Source organism: Sporosarcina ureae, assembly GCF_002101375.1.
Taxonomy (GTDB): Bacteria; Bacillota; Bacilli; order Bacillales_A; family Planococcaceae; genus Sporosarcina; species Sporosarcina ureae_B.
Map to the genome: position 1 here is coordinate 2413448 of NZ_CP015207.1, position 16609 is coordinate 2430056.

Sequence of the window (16609 nt, forward strand, 5' to 3'; positions counted from 1 at the left end):
TTGAAGGGAGTGAAACAATCGTGTTGGATACCTTCGTCCTCTTATCAGCAAACGCTGACGCAGGATTTTTAGCTAGTTTAAACCAACGTCTAAATTTAGGCGACATTATCGTTACTGTAGTATTTTTCACGATTCTCATGGTACTTCTAAAGAAGTTTGCATGGGGTCCGTTAATGGGCGTGATGGATCAACGAGCGCAATTAATCGCTACTGAGATCGAACAAGCCGAAGCAAGTCGTCAAGAATCTGCAAAGCTTCTTGAAGAGCAACGTGTTCTGTTAAAAGAAGCACGCGAAAGCGCACAATCTATCGTAGAGAGTGCGAAGAAACAAGGTGAAGCTCAACGTGAAGAGCTAATTATGGCTGCACGCGCTGAAGCAAACCGTATGAAAGAATCTGCAACTCTCGAAATCGTTACCGAAAAAGAGAAAGCCGTTGCAGCAGTTCGCGAAGAATTCGTATCTCTTTCTATCTTGGCTGCGTCTAAGGTTCTTGGGAAAGAAATTTCTGAGGAAGATAACCGTGCATTGATCGAAGAAACGATTGTGAAGGCAGGCGAAGGGCGATGAGCCAATCGGTAATCGCAAAACGTTATGCCGTTGCATTATTCGAAGCAGCACAGGAAAAGCAACAAACGCTTTCCGTGCAAACTGATTTAAAACAATTGCAAAAAGTATTCGCTGAAGAAAAGCAATTTGACGAGTTATTAATTTCGCCAAAGTTTTCTATTCAGAAGAAGAAAGAATTGATTGGACAGCTTTTCAATGGAGCAAACCAACTTGTATTGAACACACTATATGTGTTGATCGATGCAGGCCGTATTGAAGAAATAGGCAATCTAATCGAAGACTTCCAGGAACTCGCTAACGAGGCTTCTGGAGTTGCCGAAGCGAAAGTCTACTCTACACGTTTGCTTTCAGATGAAGAAAGTACAGCTATCTCTACTGCCTTTGCACACAAAGTAGGAAAACAATCATTGCATATCGAGAACATTATTGATCCAAGCTTGATCGGTGGCATCCGCCTTCAGATCGGCAACCAAATTTACGACAGTAGTGTCAGTGCAAAGCTGGCGCGTCTGGAACGTCAATTAATCAATTAATTTGAATTAAGAGGGGTGACATACATGGGCATCAAAGCTGAGGAAATTAGCGGTCTGATCAAACAACAGATCGAAAATTATCAGTCTGAAATGGAAGTAAGTGAAACAGGTACTGTAATCCGTGTAGGTGACGGTATCGCACTTGCTCATGGCCTCGACAATGTCATGGCGGGGGAACTTCTTGAGTTCTCTACCGGCGTAATGGGTCTGGCACAAAACTTGGAAGCGAACAACGTAGGTATCGTTATCCTTGGGCCATACACAGACATTAAAGAAGGCGATGAAGTTCGTCGTACAGGCCGTATTATGGAAGTACCAGTCGGAGAAGAATTGATCGGACGTGTAGTCAATTCACTTGGACAACCAGTTGATGGACTAGGTCCAATTAATACAACAAAAACTCGTCCTATCGAAAGCCCAGCACAAGGGGTTATGGCGCGTAAATCAGTTCACGAACCATTGCAAACAGGAATCAAAGCGATTGACGCTCTAGTTCCAATCGGCCGTGGACAACGTGAATTAATCATCGGTGACCGTCAAACAGGTAAAACTACTGTTGCAATTGACGCTATCCTAAACCAAGCTGACCAAGACATGATCTGTATCTATGTTGCAATTGGTCAAAAAGAATCTACTGTTCGTGGAGTTGTTGAAACTCTACGCAGAAACGGTGCACTCGATTACACAATCGTAGTTACTGCATCTGCATCAAGCCCGTCGCCAATGCTTTTCTTGGCACCATACACAGGCATTTCGATGGCAGAAGAATTCATGTTCGCAGGCAAGCACGTGCTAATCGTTTATGATGATCTATCTAAACAAGCAGCAGCTTACCGTGAACTGTCCTTGCTACTTCGTCGTCCTCCGGGTCGTGAAGCATATCCAGGGGATGTCTTCTACCTACACAGCCGCCTACTTGAGCGTGCTGCGAAGTTGAATGACGAACTAGGAGCAGGATCTATTACAGCATTGCCGTTCGTTGAGACACAAGCAGGAGATATCTCTGCTTATATCCCAACAAACGTAATTTCTATTACAGACGGACAAATCTTCTTGCAGTCTGACCTATTCTTCTCAGGTGTACGTCCAGCGATCAACGCCGGTCTTTCCGTATCCCGTGTTGGTGGATCAGCGCAAATTAAAGCAATGAAGAAAGTTGCCGGTACACTTCGTTTGGACTTGGCAGCATTCCGTGAACTAGAAGCATTCTCACAATTCGGTTCGGATCTTGACCCTACTACGAGAGCGAAACTGGACCGCGGTCACCGCACAGTTGAAATCTTGAAGCAGGACTTGAACAAGCCGTTGAAAGTCGAATACCAAGTAATCAGTCTATATGCACTGACACGCGGTTTCCTCGACGATATTCCAGTAAAAGACGTATTGCGTTTTGAAAGTGAAATCACTAGCTGGTTAGAATCCAACCATACAGAAGTGTATGACCACATTCGTACAACGAAAGATCTTCCAGCTGATGACGTAATGAGCGCAGCGTTCAACGAATTCAAGAAAAACTTTGTGACTTCTGAAGCATAACTTTTCATTGAATGGATCTAAAAATAAAGGTGGTGAATAGCCAGTGGCGTCCTTACGCGAGATAGAAAGCCGTATTGCTTCAACAAAAAAGACGAGTCAAATCACGAGAGCGATGCAAATGGTATCTGCTTCCAAACTGAACCGTGCCGAAGTGAATGCGAAGAAATTCGTACCTTACATGGATAAAGTAGAAGAAGTAGTTGGTGCCATTGCAGCCGTAACGAAAGATTCCGGACATCCTCTATTAACTGCACGTCCCGTAAAGAAGTCTGCGTACATCGTAGTCACTTCTGACCGTGGACTAGTTGGTGGATATAACTCGCACATTTTCCGTGCAGTTACCCGTGCAATCGAACAACGCCATAAATCGAAAGATGAAGTGGTCATTATCGCGATCGGTCGTAAAGGCTATGAATTCTTCGACCGTCTGGGTTACCAGATTGAAGAAAGCCTGATCGGACTTTCGGATCACCCTCGTTTTGAAGAAGTAAAAGATATCGCGAATCGGGCTGTTGGCATGTTCACAGAAGGCGTTTATGATGAAGTGTACTTGTATTACAACCACTTCATCTCCGCCATCTCCAACGAAGCAACTGAACGTAAATTGCTTCCACTCACAGATATTTCATCTGTATCAGCTTCATCATCTTATGAGTTCGAGCCTTCAGCAGAAGCGATTCTCGAAACACTTCTCCCACAATACACGGAGAGCCTCATTTATGGAGCGGTACTTGATGGAAAAGCGAGCGAACATGCTTCCAGTATGACAGCGATGAAGACGGCGACAGACAATGCGTCTGACCTAATCGATTCGTTAACATTACAATTTAACCGCGCTCGTCAAGCAGCGATCACTCAGGAAATCACTGAAATCGTAGCCGGCGTAGCAGCACTCGAATAATAGATTTGAAACAGTAAGACAGGAGGGAAAAGCATGAGTAATGGACATATTCTTCAAGTTATGGGTCCGGTTGTCGACGTAAAGTTTGAAAACGGGCAACTTCCAGCGATCTATAACGCATTGAAGGTTAATATCGATCGTTCCAACGGAGTGGTTGAAGTATTGACTTTAGAAGTAGCACTTCACCTTGGTGATGATGCAGTTCGTACGATTGCGATGTCCTCGACAGATGGTCTGAAACGCGGTACGTCAGTTATTAATACAGGCGCACCAATTTCTGTTCCAGTCGGCGACGTTACACTCGGACGTGTATTTAACGTACTAGGTGAGGAAATTGACCTGCGTGAGCCAGTTCCTGCTGATTCACAACGTGACCCAATTCACCGTTCTGCACCAACATTTGAATTCCTTTCTACAGAGGTAGAAATTCTTGAAACTGGAATTAAAGTAGTTGACTTGCTTGCACCATACATCAAGGGTGGTAAAATCGGACTCTTCGGTGGTGCGGGAGTTGGTAAAACAGTTCTAATTCAGGAATTAATCAACAACATCGCACAAGAACACGGTGGTATTTCCGTATTCGCAGGTGTTGGAGAACGTACTCGTGAAGGAAATGACTTGTACTTTGAAATGACAGATTCAGGCGTTATCAAGAAAACGGCAATGGTATTCGGTCAAATGAACGAGCCACCAGGCGCACGTATGCGTGTAGCACTTTCTGGCTTGACTATGGCTGAGTATTTCCGTGATGAGCAAGGACAAGACGTTCTATTGTTCATCGATAACATCTTCCGCTTTACACAAGCAGGTTCTGAAGTTTCTGCACTACTTGGACGTATGCCTTCTGCGGTTGGTTACCAGCCGACATTGGCAACTGAAATGGGTCAGTTACAAGAGCGAATCACTTCTACAAATAAAGGATCAGTTACATCGATCCAAGCAATCTACGTACCAGCGGATGACTATACGGATCCAGCTCCGGCAACAACTTTCGCTCACTTAGATGCAACAACGAACTTGGAGCGTAAACTTTCAGAGATGGGTATCTACCCAGCTGTGGATCCACTAGCTTCTTCTTCACGTGCATTGAGTGCAGAAATCGTTGGACCGGAACACTACCGTGTAGCTCGTGAAGTACAAACAACTCTTCAACGATACCGTGAATTGCAAGATATCATCGCAATCTTAGGTATGGACGAGTTAGACGAAGATGACAAGCAGATCGTTGATCGCGCTCGTCGTATTCAGTTCTTCTTGTCACAAAACTTCCACGTTGCTGAGCAGTTTACAGGACAAAAAGGTTCTTACGTTCCAGTTCCTGAAACAATCAAAGGCTTTGCTGAAATTCTAGAAGGTAAGTATGATCACTTACCGGAAGATGCTTTCCGTTTAGTTGGACGTATCGAAGAAGTTATCGCAAAAGCAAAAGCTATGGGTGTAGAAGTCTAAGAAAAGGGACCAGGAGGGAAAAAAATGAGTAAAATCAAAGTGAATATCGTCACTCCCGACGGCCCTGTTGTTGAAATGGATGCGAACATGGTGATTGCAGTTACCGAAGCTGGTGAGATCGGGATTCTACCCGGTCACATCGCGATGGTCGCGCCGCTTCAAATTGGTGCACTTCGCCTAAAAACAGATGGCAAAACAGAAACAGTCGCAGTCCACGGAGGCTTCATCGAGGTCCGTCCTGAAGTTGTCACTGTATTGGCACAGAGTGCGGAACTGGCTGAGTCCATTGATATCGCACGTGCAAAGAAAGCTGCTGAAAAAGCTGAACAAGATCTTCAGAAAAAAACTGACGCCCTTTCTCAAAACTTAGCAGAGCTTGATTTAAAACGTGCAATTAACCGCATGCAAGTGTATGAACAACGTATTTAATCTATAAATGAAATGGGCGGACAGACAATCTCTGTCTGCCCATTTTCTCTATATTCTAGAAAAAGGAGTGGAAACGATGGACAGCATGTTAGGCAGCAATCCATTACTCGCGATCGTATCGCATATATTCTTCATTGGCATCAGCTTCGTTGCACTACAAGCAATCTTGCCAGAAAACATCATACGAAAAAACCGCGTATTCCAAACACAACTTTTGTTTATTTTGCTAAGTATTGCTATTGGTTCCACTGTATCAAAATTCTTTTTAGACATATCCTATTGGTCAGGAAGATGGGCAACATGGTTTTGATTTCCTTCAGCTGAAGCTCTAGCAGTTCGACTAGCGGAAATCAGAACTCTAGCTGAAGGAAATTAAAACGGCTATTTTGGATATAGTGTGGGTTTGTCACATGAACTGTTAAAACTAGCGAAATTCACAGCGTGTTTACAAATGAAATATACATCACAAAACGCTCTCTATTTTCTTAAACTGTAATATACATGTAATAAAAATATCTTCCATTGCGTGTAAAATGTAGAATTAGCGGGTAATAACAGTATTGTGGCTATAAATGAATGATCAAATGCAATCACTTTGTGTCAGATCCCCACATATACTACATCACGCAAGAAATAACACAAAACTGCGCCGGAAGTTACTTGTTTAGTAGGGTTTTACAAGGTACAATAGTATATGTTTTATATGTGGAATTTGAATTTGACAAATGAACTGCAACACCAATGAAAAATGTTTATAGACGTTTATTGATAATAGGCTGTGGGTGAAGGATAAATTGGACTCGGAGGGGCTACTGGTGGAAAAAATTATTATTAACGGCGGACGAACTTTACAAGGGAACGTACGCGTAGAAGGTGCGAAGAACGCGGTATTACCGATTTTGGCTGCTGCTTTATTGGCATCTGAAGGTGTGAATGTTATTCGTGACGTTCCAAATCTTTCAGATGTACGGACAATTAATGAAGTGCTTAAAAGTTTGAACGCAAAAATCACGCATGATCCGGAAAAAGGGGAAGTCATCGTAGATTCACGTGGAAGACTAGCTGATGAAGCACAATTTGAATTTGTACGTAAAATGCGCGCATCCATTTTAGTAATGGGACCGTTACTGGCGCGTAACGGATTCGCGCGTATCGCATTGCCGGGCGGCTGTGCAATAGGTTCAAGACCTATTGACCAACACTTGAAAGGCTTCGAAGCAATGGGAGCAGAAATTTCATTTGGACATGGCCATGTGGAAGCGAAAGTAGACGGCCGTTTAAAAGGCGCGAAAATCTACTTGGATTTCCCGAGTGTAGGCGCAACAGAAAATATTATGACGGCTGCTGCTCTCGCTGAAGGTACAACGATCATCGAGAACGCTGCCAAAGAACCTGAAATCGTCGACTTGGCGAATTTCATCAATGAAATGGGCGGTAAAGTAGTAGGTGCAGGTACGGATAATATTCGTATCGAAGGTGTAACGACAATGTATGCATCGACTCACCATATTATTCCGGATCGTATCGAAGCTGGAACATTCATGGTAGCTGCAGCCATCACGGGTGGAGACGTCACAATCGACAACGCAGTACCTGAACACTCTACAGCACTCATTTCCAAGTTGACGGAAATGGGCGTAGAAATCACACAGCTAGATGAAGGGATTCGTGTTACAGCGAAACACCCACTTAAGGCAGTCGATTTGAAGACGATGCCGCATCCAGGTTTCCCGACAGATATGCAATCACAAATGATGGCATTGATGTTAACAGCTACCGGTATCGGTGTGTTAACGGAAACGGTATTTGAAAATCGTTTTATGCACGTTGAAGAATTCCGCCGTATGAACGCAGATGTGAAGATCGAAGGACGTTCTGTTATTGTTTCAGGACCTTCAAAAATCCAAGGTGCGGAAGTCGCAGCCACAGACTTGCGTGCCGCTGCATCACTCATCCTAGCCGGACTCGTAGCAGAAGGCGTTACACGTGTGACTGAATTGATTCACTTGGATCGCGGTTATGTGGACTTCGATAAGAAGCTCAAAGCTCTAGGCGCAGACATAACACGTGTCTCCACTGAACAAGAAGTTACAGAATCTCAATTCGCATAATGATCGACACCATGGACAGTTCGCTGTTCATGGTTTTTTCATTATCTGCGATGAATACCCATTCTCCCCTCAACATATAGTCTAGTATGTACAAAAAACTACTCCTTTTATTCATCATTCTCACATTATTTTTTATTCCTTTTCTTGTAAGACAAGCACCAGAGATCAAACTGGTAGAAAAAAGAGAGGAGCAGTATTGCGATGTGCTGATCACGGTCATAGGTGTGGACGAGCCGATTCCGCTTGAAGAGTATGTTGTCGGAGTGGTAGCAGGTGAGATGCCTGCCGATTTTCATCCCGAAGCATTGAAAGCTCAAGTCATCGCTGCCCGCACCTATGCCGCAAGAAACACAGATAAAGGAATCAAGCCGATTGCGAAAGACGTCTCTGCGCAAGTATACCGCACAGAAGCCGAACGTAAAGAGCGCTGGGGCAAGTCATTCAAAGACAATGAAAAGAAAGTCCGCAAAGCAGCAGAAGAAACGCAAGGACAAATTATTGTGTACGGCGAAGAAATCATATCTGCCATGTTTTTCTCTACATCTAATGGAAAAACAGAAGCTGCACAAAATTTCAGCGGCAATCCAGTTGAGTATTTACAAAGCGTGGAAAGTCCAGGGGAAGAAGAAGTAGCACCTACCGTAGAGCGCAAGCAAGAACTAACATTGACTGAATGGAATCGTAAACTCGGTTTCAACTGGGGCGCCAATCAATTTCGTGAACTGAAGCTCGTCCGCAATCAAACCGGACGTGTCCAGAAAATCATGGCTGGACAATATGAAACAAGTGGTCGGCAAATTCGAGAAAAACTTCATTTGGCTTCTACCGATTTCAATATTGCGTATGACATCAACAATCAAATCGTCCATATTACGACCGTCGGCTACGGCCATGGAGTCGGGATGAGTCAATACGGCGCAGAAGCCTTCGCGCAAAAAGGATGGACTGCAGACCAGATTGTGTCGCACTATTATACAGGCACAAAAATCCAAAAAATAAATTTACCTGAAGATCGATGTTTAAAATCCTCGTAACTTGCAAAGAATGCAAGTGAGGTGATGAACATGCGAGAAGAAAAACCAAAAGCCCCTTCTCAGGAGAACAAGAAAACGAAGAACGGCTGGTTCTGGCCTGCCATTTATACGAGCGTAGCGCTTTTATTCATCGGCATGGTATGGGGATACACCGCATTGACGACGGAAGATTCTGTGCCGTCTGAAGTGGCAAAAGTAGAGCAGCCAAAAGAAAATGGCACGGTAGAAACAAATGCAACAAAAGAAACACTGAAGTATCCATTCGATGAAGCAAAAGTAGATCAAGTCGCCATCTTACAAGAATTCTATGATGCAGAAGCAGACGAAGCAGTGCGTGAGAAAGCACTACTCGTATTCAACCAGACGTATGTCACAAGCAAAGGACTTTCCCTATCAATGGATGGTGAACCATTCGAAGCCGTAGCGGCAATGAGTGGAACAGTCGAAGAAGTTATCGTGGATTCATTCAAAGGAACGGAAATTAGATTGAAACACGCTGACGGTAAGACGACGGTCTACGGTTCATTGACAGGCGTCCTCGTTAAAGAAGGCGACGTAGTCCAACAAGGGCAAGTGCTTGCCACAACGACTCAGAATGAATGGAATCCAGAAGCAGGCGTCCACTTGCAATTTGAAATCCAGCAAGATGGTGTATCTGTAAACCCACACGATTTCCTAGCATTTTAATACGTAGCACCCAAAGCCATTCCAGCCCCCGGAATGGCTTTTTTCATATATTGTTACATATTCGCATACACTACATTAGTCAAAGGAGTGAATAGAGAAAGGAAGAGGGCGTGCACGAGCAAATTAGAAAACGCTGCGTACGACTGGGCAAGCTACTGATCGAGACCAACTTGACAGTGCGCGCGCTAGCCACTGCGACCGGCTACTCCAAAAGCACGGTCCACAAAGACTTAACTGAACGATTACCAAATGTAGATCCATGCTTGTCACGGAAAGTCGCAGAAATTCTGGCCTACCACAAATCCATCCGCCACCTACGCGGAGGAGAAGCCACCCGCCAAAAATGGAAAAATGAAACCGAAGCACAAAAAGCAGATGCCTAGCCACACTGAAAATGAAGCAGTAATGTACTGTACCCATACAAGCAGCCTGAAATTATGAAAAGCTATCCAGAGGAATGTATCTGGATAGCTTTTGTTTGGTTGGGTCGCGTGCGCTCAATATCAGCTGGCCTCTCCGCTCAATGATGCGCGTAATCCGCTCTATGTCGGTCCGCGAATGCTCAATGTGCTGGCCTATCCGCTCAATGATGTGCGTGATTCGCTCTATGTCGGCCCGCGAACGCTCAATGTGCTGGCTTATCCGCTCAATGCCGCGCGTGATCCGCTCTATGTCGGTCCGCGAGCGCTCAATGTGCTGGCCTCTCCGCTCAATGCTGCGCGTGATCCGCTCTATGTCGGTCCGCGAGCGCTCAATGTGCTGGCCTCTCCGCTCAATGCTGCGCGTGATCCGCTCTATGTCGGTCCGCGAACGCTCAAAGTGCTGGCTTATCCGCTCAATGCCGCGTGTGATTCGCTCTATAGGGGTCCGCGAGCGCTCAATGTCGCGCGTGATCCGCTCTATTTCGGTCCGCGAACGCTCAAAGTGCTGGCTTATCCGCTCAATGTCGCGCGTGATCCGCTCTATGTCGGTCCGCGAACGCTCAAAGTGCTGGCCTCTCCGCTCAATGCCGCGCGTGACCCGCTCTATGCCGGTCCGCGAACGCTCAATGGGCTGGCCTCTCCGCTCAATGCCGCGCGTGATTCGCTCTATGTCGGCCCGCGAGCGCTCAATGTGCTGGCTTACCCGCTCAATGCCGCGTGTGATTCGCTCTATAGGGGTCCGCGAGCGCTCAATGTGTCATCCTACCCGCTCAATCGCCCGCGCCATCACGCTCTAAGTAGGTCCGCGTGGGCTCAATATCAGCTGGCCTATCCGCTCAATGCCGCGCGTGATCCGCTCTATGTCGGCCCGCAAACGCTCAATGCTGCGCGTGATCCGCTCTATGTCGGCCCGCAAACGCTCAATGTGCTGGCCTATCCGCTCAATGCTGCGCGTGATCCGCTCTATGTCGGCCCGCAAACGCTCAATGTGCTGGCCTATCCGCTCAATGCTGCGCGTGATCCGCTCTATGTCGGCCTGCAAACGCTCAAAGTGCTGGCCTCTCCGCTCAATGCCGCGTGTGATCCGCTCTATAAGGGTCCGCGAGCGCTCAATGTGTCATCCTACCCGCTCAATCGCCCGCGCCATCACGCTCTAAGTAGGTCCGCGAACGCTCAAAGTGCTGGCTATCCGCTCAATGCCGCGTGTGATCCGCTCTATAAGGGTCCGCGAGCGCTCAAAATGTCATCCTACCCGCTCAATCGCCCGCGCCATCACGCTCTATGTAGGTCCGCGTGGGCTCAATATCAGCTGGACTATCCGCTCAATGCTGCGCGTGATCCGCTAAATAAATCACGAGCCATCGCTAACTTGCTGGTGGCTTTTCATTTTGACGACTCCTCTCGAATACTGCCAAATAAAGTAGAAATATGATATAATAAACAGCTAATGAATGTAATCGGATAGGGCGTATGAGGAAGGGGTCGGTCATGATGTTTTCAAAAGATATTGGGATAGACATGGGTACCGCCAATGTATTGATATATGTGAAAGACAACGGTCTCGTCATTAACGAACCGGCTGTTATTGCGATCGATAAACGTACGGATGAACCTGTAGCCTTTGGTGTAGAGGCCTATCAAATGATTGGTCGTTCACCGGAATATATTCAGATCATACGTCCAATGAAAGCTGGGAACATTGCGGATTTTGAAATGGCGCGTGTGTTGATCAGACACTTCCTCGAGAAAGCGCTAGGAAAAAGCCTGCGTATCAAACCTCACATCACGATATGCTGTAAAGCGGATACGACGCGAGTGGAAAAGAGTGTGATCCGCCAAGTGATGATGGGAGCCGGAGCCAAACAAGTCGTTATTGAAGAAGAATCGAAAGTGGCGGCGATTGGGGCAGGTATGGACATATCGAAGCCTTCAGGCAATATGATAGTCGATCTTGGTGCAGGCACGACAGATGCTTCCGTGCTGTCGATGGGAGAAATCGTTTCGTTTGAGAAAACGAAAATCGGTGGCTTTCATTTTGATCAATGCATTATCCAACATATACGAAAAAAACATAATGTGTATATAGGAGAAAAAACGGCAGAACAAGTGAAAAAAGACATGGGCGTTGTGTTGAAGGATGGAAAGAAACCGAGCGCGATGAACGTGCATGGTAGCGACCTTGCGACAGGTATTCCGAAAACAATTGAAGTGACGGCGGAAGAGATTCATCAGGCATTGTTTCTGCCAATCAATAAAATCGTCGAGACGACAAGAAAAGCACTGGAAGAAACAATGCCGGAGCTCGCTGCAGATATTGCACAGCGCGGCATCCTATTAATCGGAGGCGGTGCATTGCTTCCCGGATTAGATACTTTATTATCCGAACATCTCAATGTGCCGGTATTCATTGCGGAAAATGCGCTCACTTGTATAGCAGAAGGAACGGGACAGCTCATGGACTCGGTCAGTAAAACTTCAACACGCATAATTTGAACTGCCATCAAGCGACAAGTAGTGTATACTAAAAACAACGATTATTCGACATGATGAAGCAAAGGAGTGAAATGAAATGTTTCGTGGTTTTTATACAGTAGGATCAGGCATGATTGCACAGCAGCGTCGTACGGAAATGCTATCAAATAATATCGCGAACGCCAACACGCCAGGCTATAAGGCGGAGCAATCGACGATTCGTGCATTTCCTGACATGTTGATGTCTCGTTTGGATTCGACGCGCGTGCCGACGGAAAAAGGCTTAAACTTTAGAAATCTATCCCCAGTAGGCGAACTGTCGACAGGCGTGTATATGCAAGAAACTTTGCCTTTATTCGCGCAAGGCCAGTTGCGTGAAACGGAACAGAAGACCGATATCGCATTACTGGATGGACCGATGGAAGTCAATGAAGAAACAGGCGTTGCGGGAACGGTATTCTTTACGCTAGAAGGCGAGAATGGCGGTCAATTCTACACACGAAACGGTAATTTCGCTGTCAACGCAGAAGGGTACCTGACCAATCCATCCGGCTTATACGTCCTTGACGATGCGGGCAATCGGATCGAACTGACAAGTGATGATATTCGCGTGACGGATTCAGGAGTGATCTTCGCGGGACAAACGGAAATCGCGACACTAGGTATTGCCTACTCTGACGGACCGGACACATTATCTAAACAAGATAACGGGCTCTACACGACAATCGACGGCAATGCGTTACCGACTGGCGGTACGTACACGATGCAACAAGGATTTCTTGAAGATTCCAACGTCGATGCCGCGCGCTCGATGACGGATATGCTGACAGCCTACCGTGCATTTGAAGCCAATCAGAAAATCCTGCAAGCGTATGATCGCAGTATGGAAAAAGCGGTCAATGAAGTAGGACGAGTCAATTAATGACTACATATAGAAGTATGCGTAAAGGAAGTGACCTTTGATGATTCGCACGATGACCACAGCGACCAACACGATGAACCAGTTGCAGCAACGTCTCGACTTGATTGGCAACAACTTATCGAACGTCGGTACACATGGATATAAATCCTCGTCTGCTACATTCCAGGAACTATTATTCCAACAAATCAATAATGACAAAGCAGATCGGGCCAGGCGTAGCTCAGATCTTGGCATTCGTATGGGGACCGGCGCACACCTCGGCAGCCTGCAGATGAACTGGAAAGTAGGCTCTGTACAAATTACGGACCGTCAGCTAGACTTTGCGTTAACGGAGCCGAAACAACATTTTAATTTGATCCAGCCAACAGACGGCGGAGAAGAAATCATTTATTCGCGTAAAGGGAATTTCTACTTGTCACCAACTGCAAATGGCAACAATGCGCTAGTCAATGAAGAAGGACTCGCAGTGGCGGATAGCGCGGGCCGTCCCATCGTCTTTTCTGGACAAGCGACCGATTATCAAATTCGTCCAAACGGTGTATTGCAAGTAACTACACCGCAAGGCACACAGGAATTTAATCTGGGTGTCACCGTCTTAGAAAAGCCAGATTCGATGGTTCAGCTTTCTGCAACCACTTTTGGTTTGCCAACAGATCTAGCAGCACTCGGGCTGACAGCAAATGATGTGTTGACAGAAATGACTGGTGCTCGACGAAATCAGATTGGCTTACAAAATCAAGCGCTCGAAACTTCCAACGTAGAGTATGAAAAAGAAATGGCAGATTTAATTTCGACGCAACGTGCCTATCAATTCAATGCACGTTCCGTAACAATGGCGGACCAGATGATGGGCTTAATTAACGGCATTCGCTAACGCGTGCAATAGGAGTACTTACTATGACAGATAAAAATTCAAATTTCAAAAAAATAACAGAACCACTTTCACCTGTGAAACCATTCGAACCATTGAAGGAACCAACAGAGATAGAAGATCCGATTGAGCTTACAGAAACAGATCCCGTTGCGACAACTGAAATGGACAAAGACGCAATTACGCTGTCAGAGCCTCTTGCAACAGACAAAGAAGTTCCGGAAGATATTCAGTCGACAACAGAGACAGAACCGCTAGAAACAGCTCCTGACGCACCAGAACAAACTCTTCTAAGCGAAACGGAGCCTGTGAAAAGACGATCTGCATCAAACGAGGGCGACGTGACATTCTGGAAGAAGATGACGTCAAAATGGCCACGAAAAAAACGTTCCGAAAAAGTTGCAAAACCGGTAAGCGAAATGCGTTGGGTTCAAGTACGCATGATTCCCATCTGGCTACGATTGCTACTTATACTGTTGTTAATGGTCTTAGCGGCAATAGCAGGTACAATGGTTGGTTTCAGTGTAATCGGCGACGGCTCAGCAGGCGATGTCTTCAAAAAAGAGACATGGCAGCATATTTTTGATATCATGAACGGTAAATAGTACAGAAACCTCTGAAATCTTCAGAACCTCTGGAATAAAGGAGACAAATTTCATGCTAAATGCTCAACAAATACAAGAAATCATCCCGCATCGCTATCCATTCTTGCTCGTCGATCGCATCGAAGAACTCGAAGAAGGCAAGCGCGCAGTCGGGTTAAAAAATGTTTCAATCAATGAAGACTTCTTCAACGGCCACTTCCCGGGCTACCCAGTAATGCCAGGAGTCCTAATCGTGGAAGCACTCGCTCAGGTAGGCGCAGTCGCTTTACTCAAAAAAGAAGAAAACAAAGGCCGTTTAGCATTTTTTGCAGGCATCGACAACTGCCGTTTCAAGCGTCAAGTCGTACCAGGCGACACGCTTCGTCTCGAAGTAGAAATCGTCCGCTTGCGTGGAACCATTGGAAAAGGAAAAGCAATCGCAACCGTCGAAGGCGAAGTGGCATGTGAAGCAGACATTACATTCGCACTCGGACCTGTTCAAGAGCAATAACATCATGATGCCGTACTAAAAAATTGATAGAATAATCATTGGAATGCCGGTATGGGCATACAGTGGGAGGGTATACTACAGCATGTTAAAAAAGCTTTCTCCAAATATTAAAAGCAGCATCACTCGTTCCATTTCCCAATCATTCGAACAATATATGAGTGAAATTGGCTGGTCAGCAGAAGAATATAACATCGAACAGTTTTATGCGAACTGGCGGGAATACATTACGACCAAAGCACTTTGGTACGACAAGATTCCTGAAGACATCAAAGTAGACGCCGAGTTCCATAAAGAGTTAGCGGAACGCGTGGAGGAAGTACTAATCCGCATCCTCAACGATCCGCCGACAGAAGAGCAAATCGCACAAATTGAAATGTTACAAGAAAATCTCGACACACATTATGATTATGGCTGTAAAGCGGAAGCTGTATACGTTCAAAACGTATTGGAAACCACATCAGGTCATACGAATAATTAAAACGAATAGTTCTCTCCTTTACGCACAAGCTATCCATGAACATACCGATACGTATCGTTCACAGCTCGTAAAAAGGAGGGAATTTTTTTATGATCAGAAAAGCTCTGCCCGTGGTTTTTGCTTCCGCACTCGTTCTGACCGCATGTAACACGAACGACGGCGCACTGCCAAGCAACAACGAAACACCTATGCAAGATGTGGAACGTAACAATACGCCAAACGACAACAAGCGTATGGGTCCTAATCTCGACGGTCTTGACGACAACAATGACCGTGGCATCATGAAGAGAGAAGGCGAAGACATCATCGACGACACGCGCGAAGGTATCGAAAAAACTCGCGACGAACTCATCGATGACAACAACGAAAACCGTGGCGCACGCGACGACACCAACTTGGACGGCAACATGAACGGTAACAACGCTGCTCCAGACGGCGTATTGCGCGATGAAGATCGTAAAGTACGATGATTCCCGCCATTATAAAAACGACCCTGCATATTGAATGCTTGGGTCGTTTTTATTATGGGTGGGGTAGTCTATCAAGGTCCGCGGGCGCTCTATGTTCTGGCTTACCCGCTCTATCGTCCGCGCTATCCGCTCTATGTAGGTCCGCGGGCGCTCAATGTGTCGGCTTACCCGCTCTATCGCCCGCGCTATCCGCTCAATCCTGGTCCGCCAGCGCTCTATGTGTCGACGTACCCGCTCTATCACTCGCGCTATCCGCTCAAACTCGGTCCGCGAGCGCTCAATGTGTCTGACGTACTCGTTCTATCGCCCGCGCCAATCCATGCTCAACCCCTGTCCGCGGGCGCTCAATGTGTCGGCTTACCCGCTCTATCGCCCGCGCAATCCGCTCAATCCTGGTCCGCAAGCGCTCTATGTGTTGACGTACCCGCTCTATCACTCCCGCTATCCGATCAAACTCGGTCCGCGAGCGCTCAATGTGTCTGACGTACCCGTTCTATCGCTCGCGCCAATCCATGCTCAAACCCCGTCCGCGGGCGCTCAATGTGTCGGCTTACCCGCTCTATCGCCCGCGCTATCCGCTCAATCCTGGTCCGCAAGCGCTCTATGTGTCGACGTACCCGCTCTATCACT

Annotated in this window: 19 protein-coding genes; all 19 read left to right on the plus strand. The window is 46.4% G+C overall.

Going from position 1 to position 16609, the window contains the following annotated elements:
- Positions 1–17 precede the first annotated feature (17 nt).
- Positions 18–569 (plus strand): F0F1 ATP synthase subunit B, encoded by a 552-nt coding sequence (atpF, locus tag SporoP8_RS11985; RefSeq protein WP_369802596.1) that lies wholly within the window; start codon positions 18–20, stop codon positions 567–569.
- Positions 566–1102: a F0F1 ATP synthase subunit delta gene (locus SporoP8_RS11990; RefSeq protein ID WP_085132714.1), complete on the plus strand. Its 537-nt coding sequence runs from the start codon at positions 566–568 to the stop codon at positions 1100–1102. The genes atpF and SporoP8_RS11990 overlap by 4 nt, the downstream gene beginning before the upstream one ends.
- A 24-nt stretch (positions 1103–1126) precedes the next feature.
- Entirely contained in the window at positions 1127–2638 is a 1512-nt protein-coding gene (atpA, locus tag SporoP8_RS11995) for a F0F1 ATP synthase subunit alpha (RefSeq protein WP_085132715.1), read from the plus strand.
- Positions 2639–2681: 43 nt separating this feature from the next.
- Positions 2682–3539: an ATP synthase F1 subunit gamma gene (gene atpG, locus SporoP8_RS12000; protein WP_085132716.1), complete on the plus strand. Its 858-nt coding sequence runs from the start codon at positions 2682–2684 to the stop codon at positions 3537–3539.
- Between the two features lie 33 nt (positions 3540–3572).
- A complete protein-coding gene (gene atpD / locus SporoP8_RS12005) occupies positions 3573–4988 on the plus strand; it encodes a F0F1 ATP synthase subunit beta (protein WP_085132717.1) in 1416 nt (471 codons plus the stop codon).
- 24 nt (positions 4989–5012) lie between these two features.
- Positions 5013–5417, plus strand: a complete 405-nt coding sequence (locus SporoP8_RS12010; protein ID WP_085132718.1) for a F0F1 ATP synthase subunit epsilon — start codon at positions 5013–5015, stop codon at positions 5415–5417.
- A 76-nt stretch (positions 5418–5493) separates the two neighbouring features.
- Positions 5494–5727 carry a DUF1146 family protein gene (locus SporoP8_RS12015; RefSeq protein WP_198166009.1) on the plus strand — a complete coding sequence of 78 codons (234 nt, stop codon included), beginning with the start codon at positions 5494–5496 and terminating at the stop codon, positions 5725–5727.
- Between the two features lie 505 nt (positions 5728–6232).
- Positions 6233–7528 (plus strand): UDP-N-acetylglucosamine 1-carboxyvinyltransferase, encoded by a 1296-nt coding sequence (gene murA / locus SporoP8_RS12020; RefSeq protein WP_085132719.1) that lies wholly within the window; start codon positions 6233–6235, stop codon positions 7526–7528.
- A gap of 203 nt (positions 7529–7731) precedes the next feature.
- A complete protein-coding gene (gene spoIID, locus SporoP8_RS12025) occupies positions 7732–8562 on the plus strand; it encodes a stage II sporulation protein D (RefSeq protein WP_232319150.1) in 831 nt (276 codons plus the stop codon).
- 30 nt (positions 8563–8592) lie between these two features.
- Positions 8593–9249, plus strand: coding sequence for a M23 family metallopeptidase (locus SporoP8_RS12030; protein ID WP_198166010.1), 657 nt, complete (start codon positions 8593–8595; stop codon positions 9247–9249).
- Positions 9250–9359: 110 nt separating this feature from the next.
- Positions 9360–9632, plus strand: a complete 273-nt coding sequence (locus tag SporoP8_RS12035) for a sporulation transcriptional regulator SpoIIID (RefSeq protein ID WP_029053436.1) — start codon at positions 9360–9362, stop codon at positions 9630–9632.
- Positions 9633–9723: 91 nt separating this feature from the next.
- A complete protein-coding gene (locus SporoP8_RS12040) occupies positions 9724–11103 on the plus strand; it encodes a hypothetical protein (protein ID WP_085132721.1) in 1380 nt (459 codons plus the stop codon).
- Between the two features lie 56 nt (positions 11104–11159).
- Positions 11160–12164 carry a rod shape-determining protein gene (locus SporoP8_RS12045; protein WP_332308432.1) on the plus strand — a complete coding sequence of 335 codons (1005 nt, stop codon included), beginning with the start codon at positions 11160–11162 and terminating at the stop codon, positions 12162–12164.
- Positions 12165–12240: 76 nt separating this feature from the next.
- Positions 12241–13065, plus strand: coding sequence for a flagellar hook-basal body protein (locus SporoP8_RS12050; RefSeq protein ID WP_085132722.1), 825 nt, complete (start codon positions 12241–12243; stop codon positions 13063–13065).
- Positions 13066–13105: 40 nt separating this feature from the next.
- Positions 13106–13939 (plus strand): flagellar hook-basal body protein, encoded by an 834-nt coding sequence (locus SporoP8_RS12055; RefSeq protein WP_085132723.1) that lies wholly within the window; start codon positions 13106–13108, stop codon positions 13937–13939.
- 23 nt (positions 13940–13962) lie between these two features.
- Positions 13963–14541: a DNA-directed RNA polymerase subunit beta gene (locus tag SporoP8_RS16785; protein ID WP_232319151.1), complete on the plus strand. Its 579-nt coding sequence runs from the start codon at positions 13963–13965 to the stop codon at positions 14539–14541.
- 52 nt (positions 14542–14593) lie between these two features.
- Complete coding sequence (gene fabZ, locus SporoP8_RS12065) at positions 14594–15031, plus strand: 3-hydroxyacyl-ACP dehydratase FabZ (RefSeq protein WP_085132724.1); 438 nt, start codon at positions 14594–14596, stop codon at positions 15029–15031.
- An 82-nt stretch (positions 15032–15113) separates the two neighbouring features.
- Positions 15114–15509, plus strand: coding sequence for a hypothetical protein (locus SporoP8_RS12070; protein ID WP_232319152.1), 396 nt, complete (start codon positions 15114–15116; stop codon positions 15507–15509).
- Positions 15510–15598: 89 nt separating this feature from the next.
- The gene (locus SporoP8_RS12075) at positions 15599–15979 is read left to right on the plus strand and encodes a hypothetical protein (protein WP_085132726.1); all 381 of its coding nucleotides are present in this window, start codon (positions 15599–15601) and stop codon (positions 15977–15979) included.
- The last annotated feature ends 630 nt before the right edge of the window (positions 15980–16609 follow it).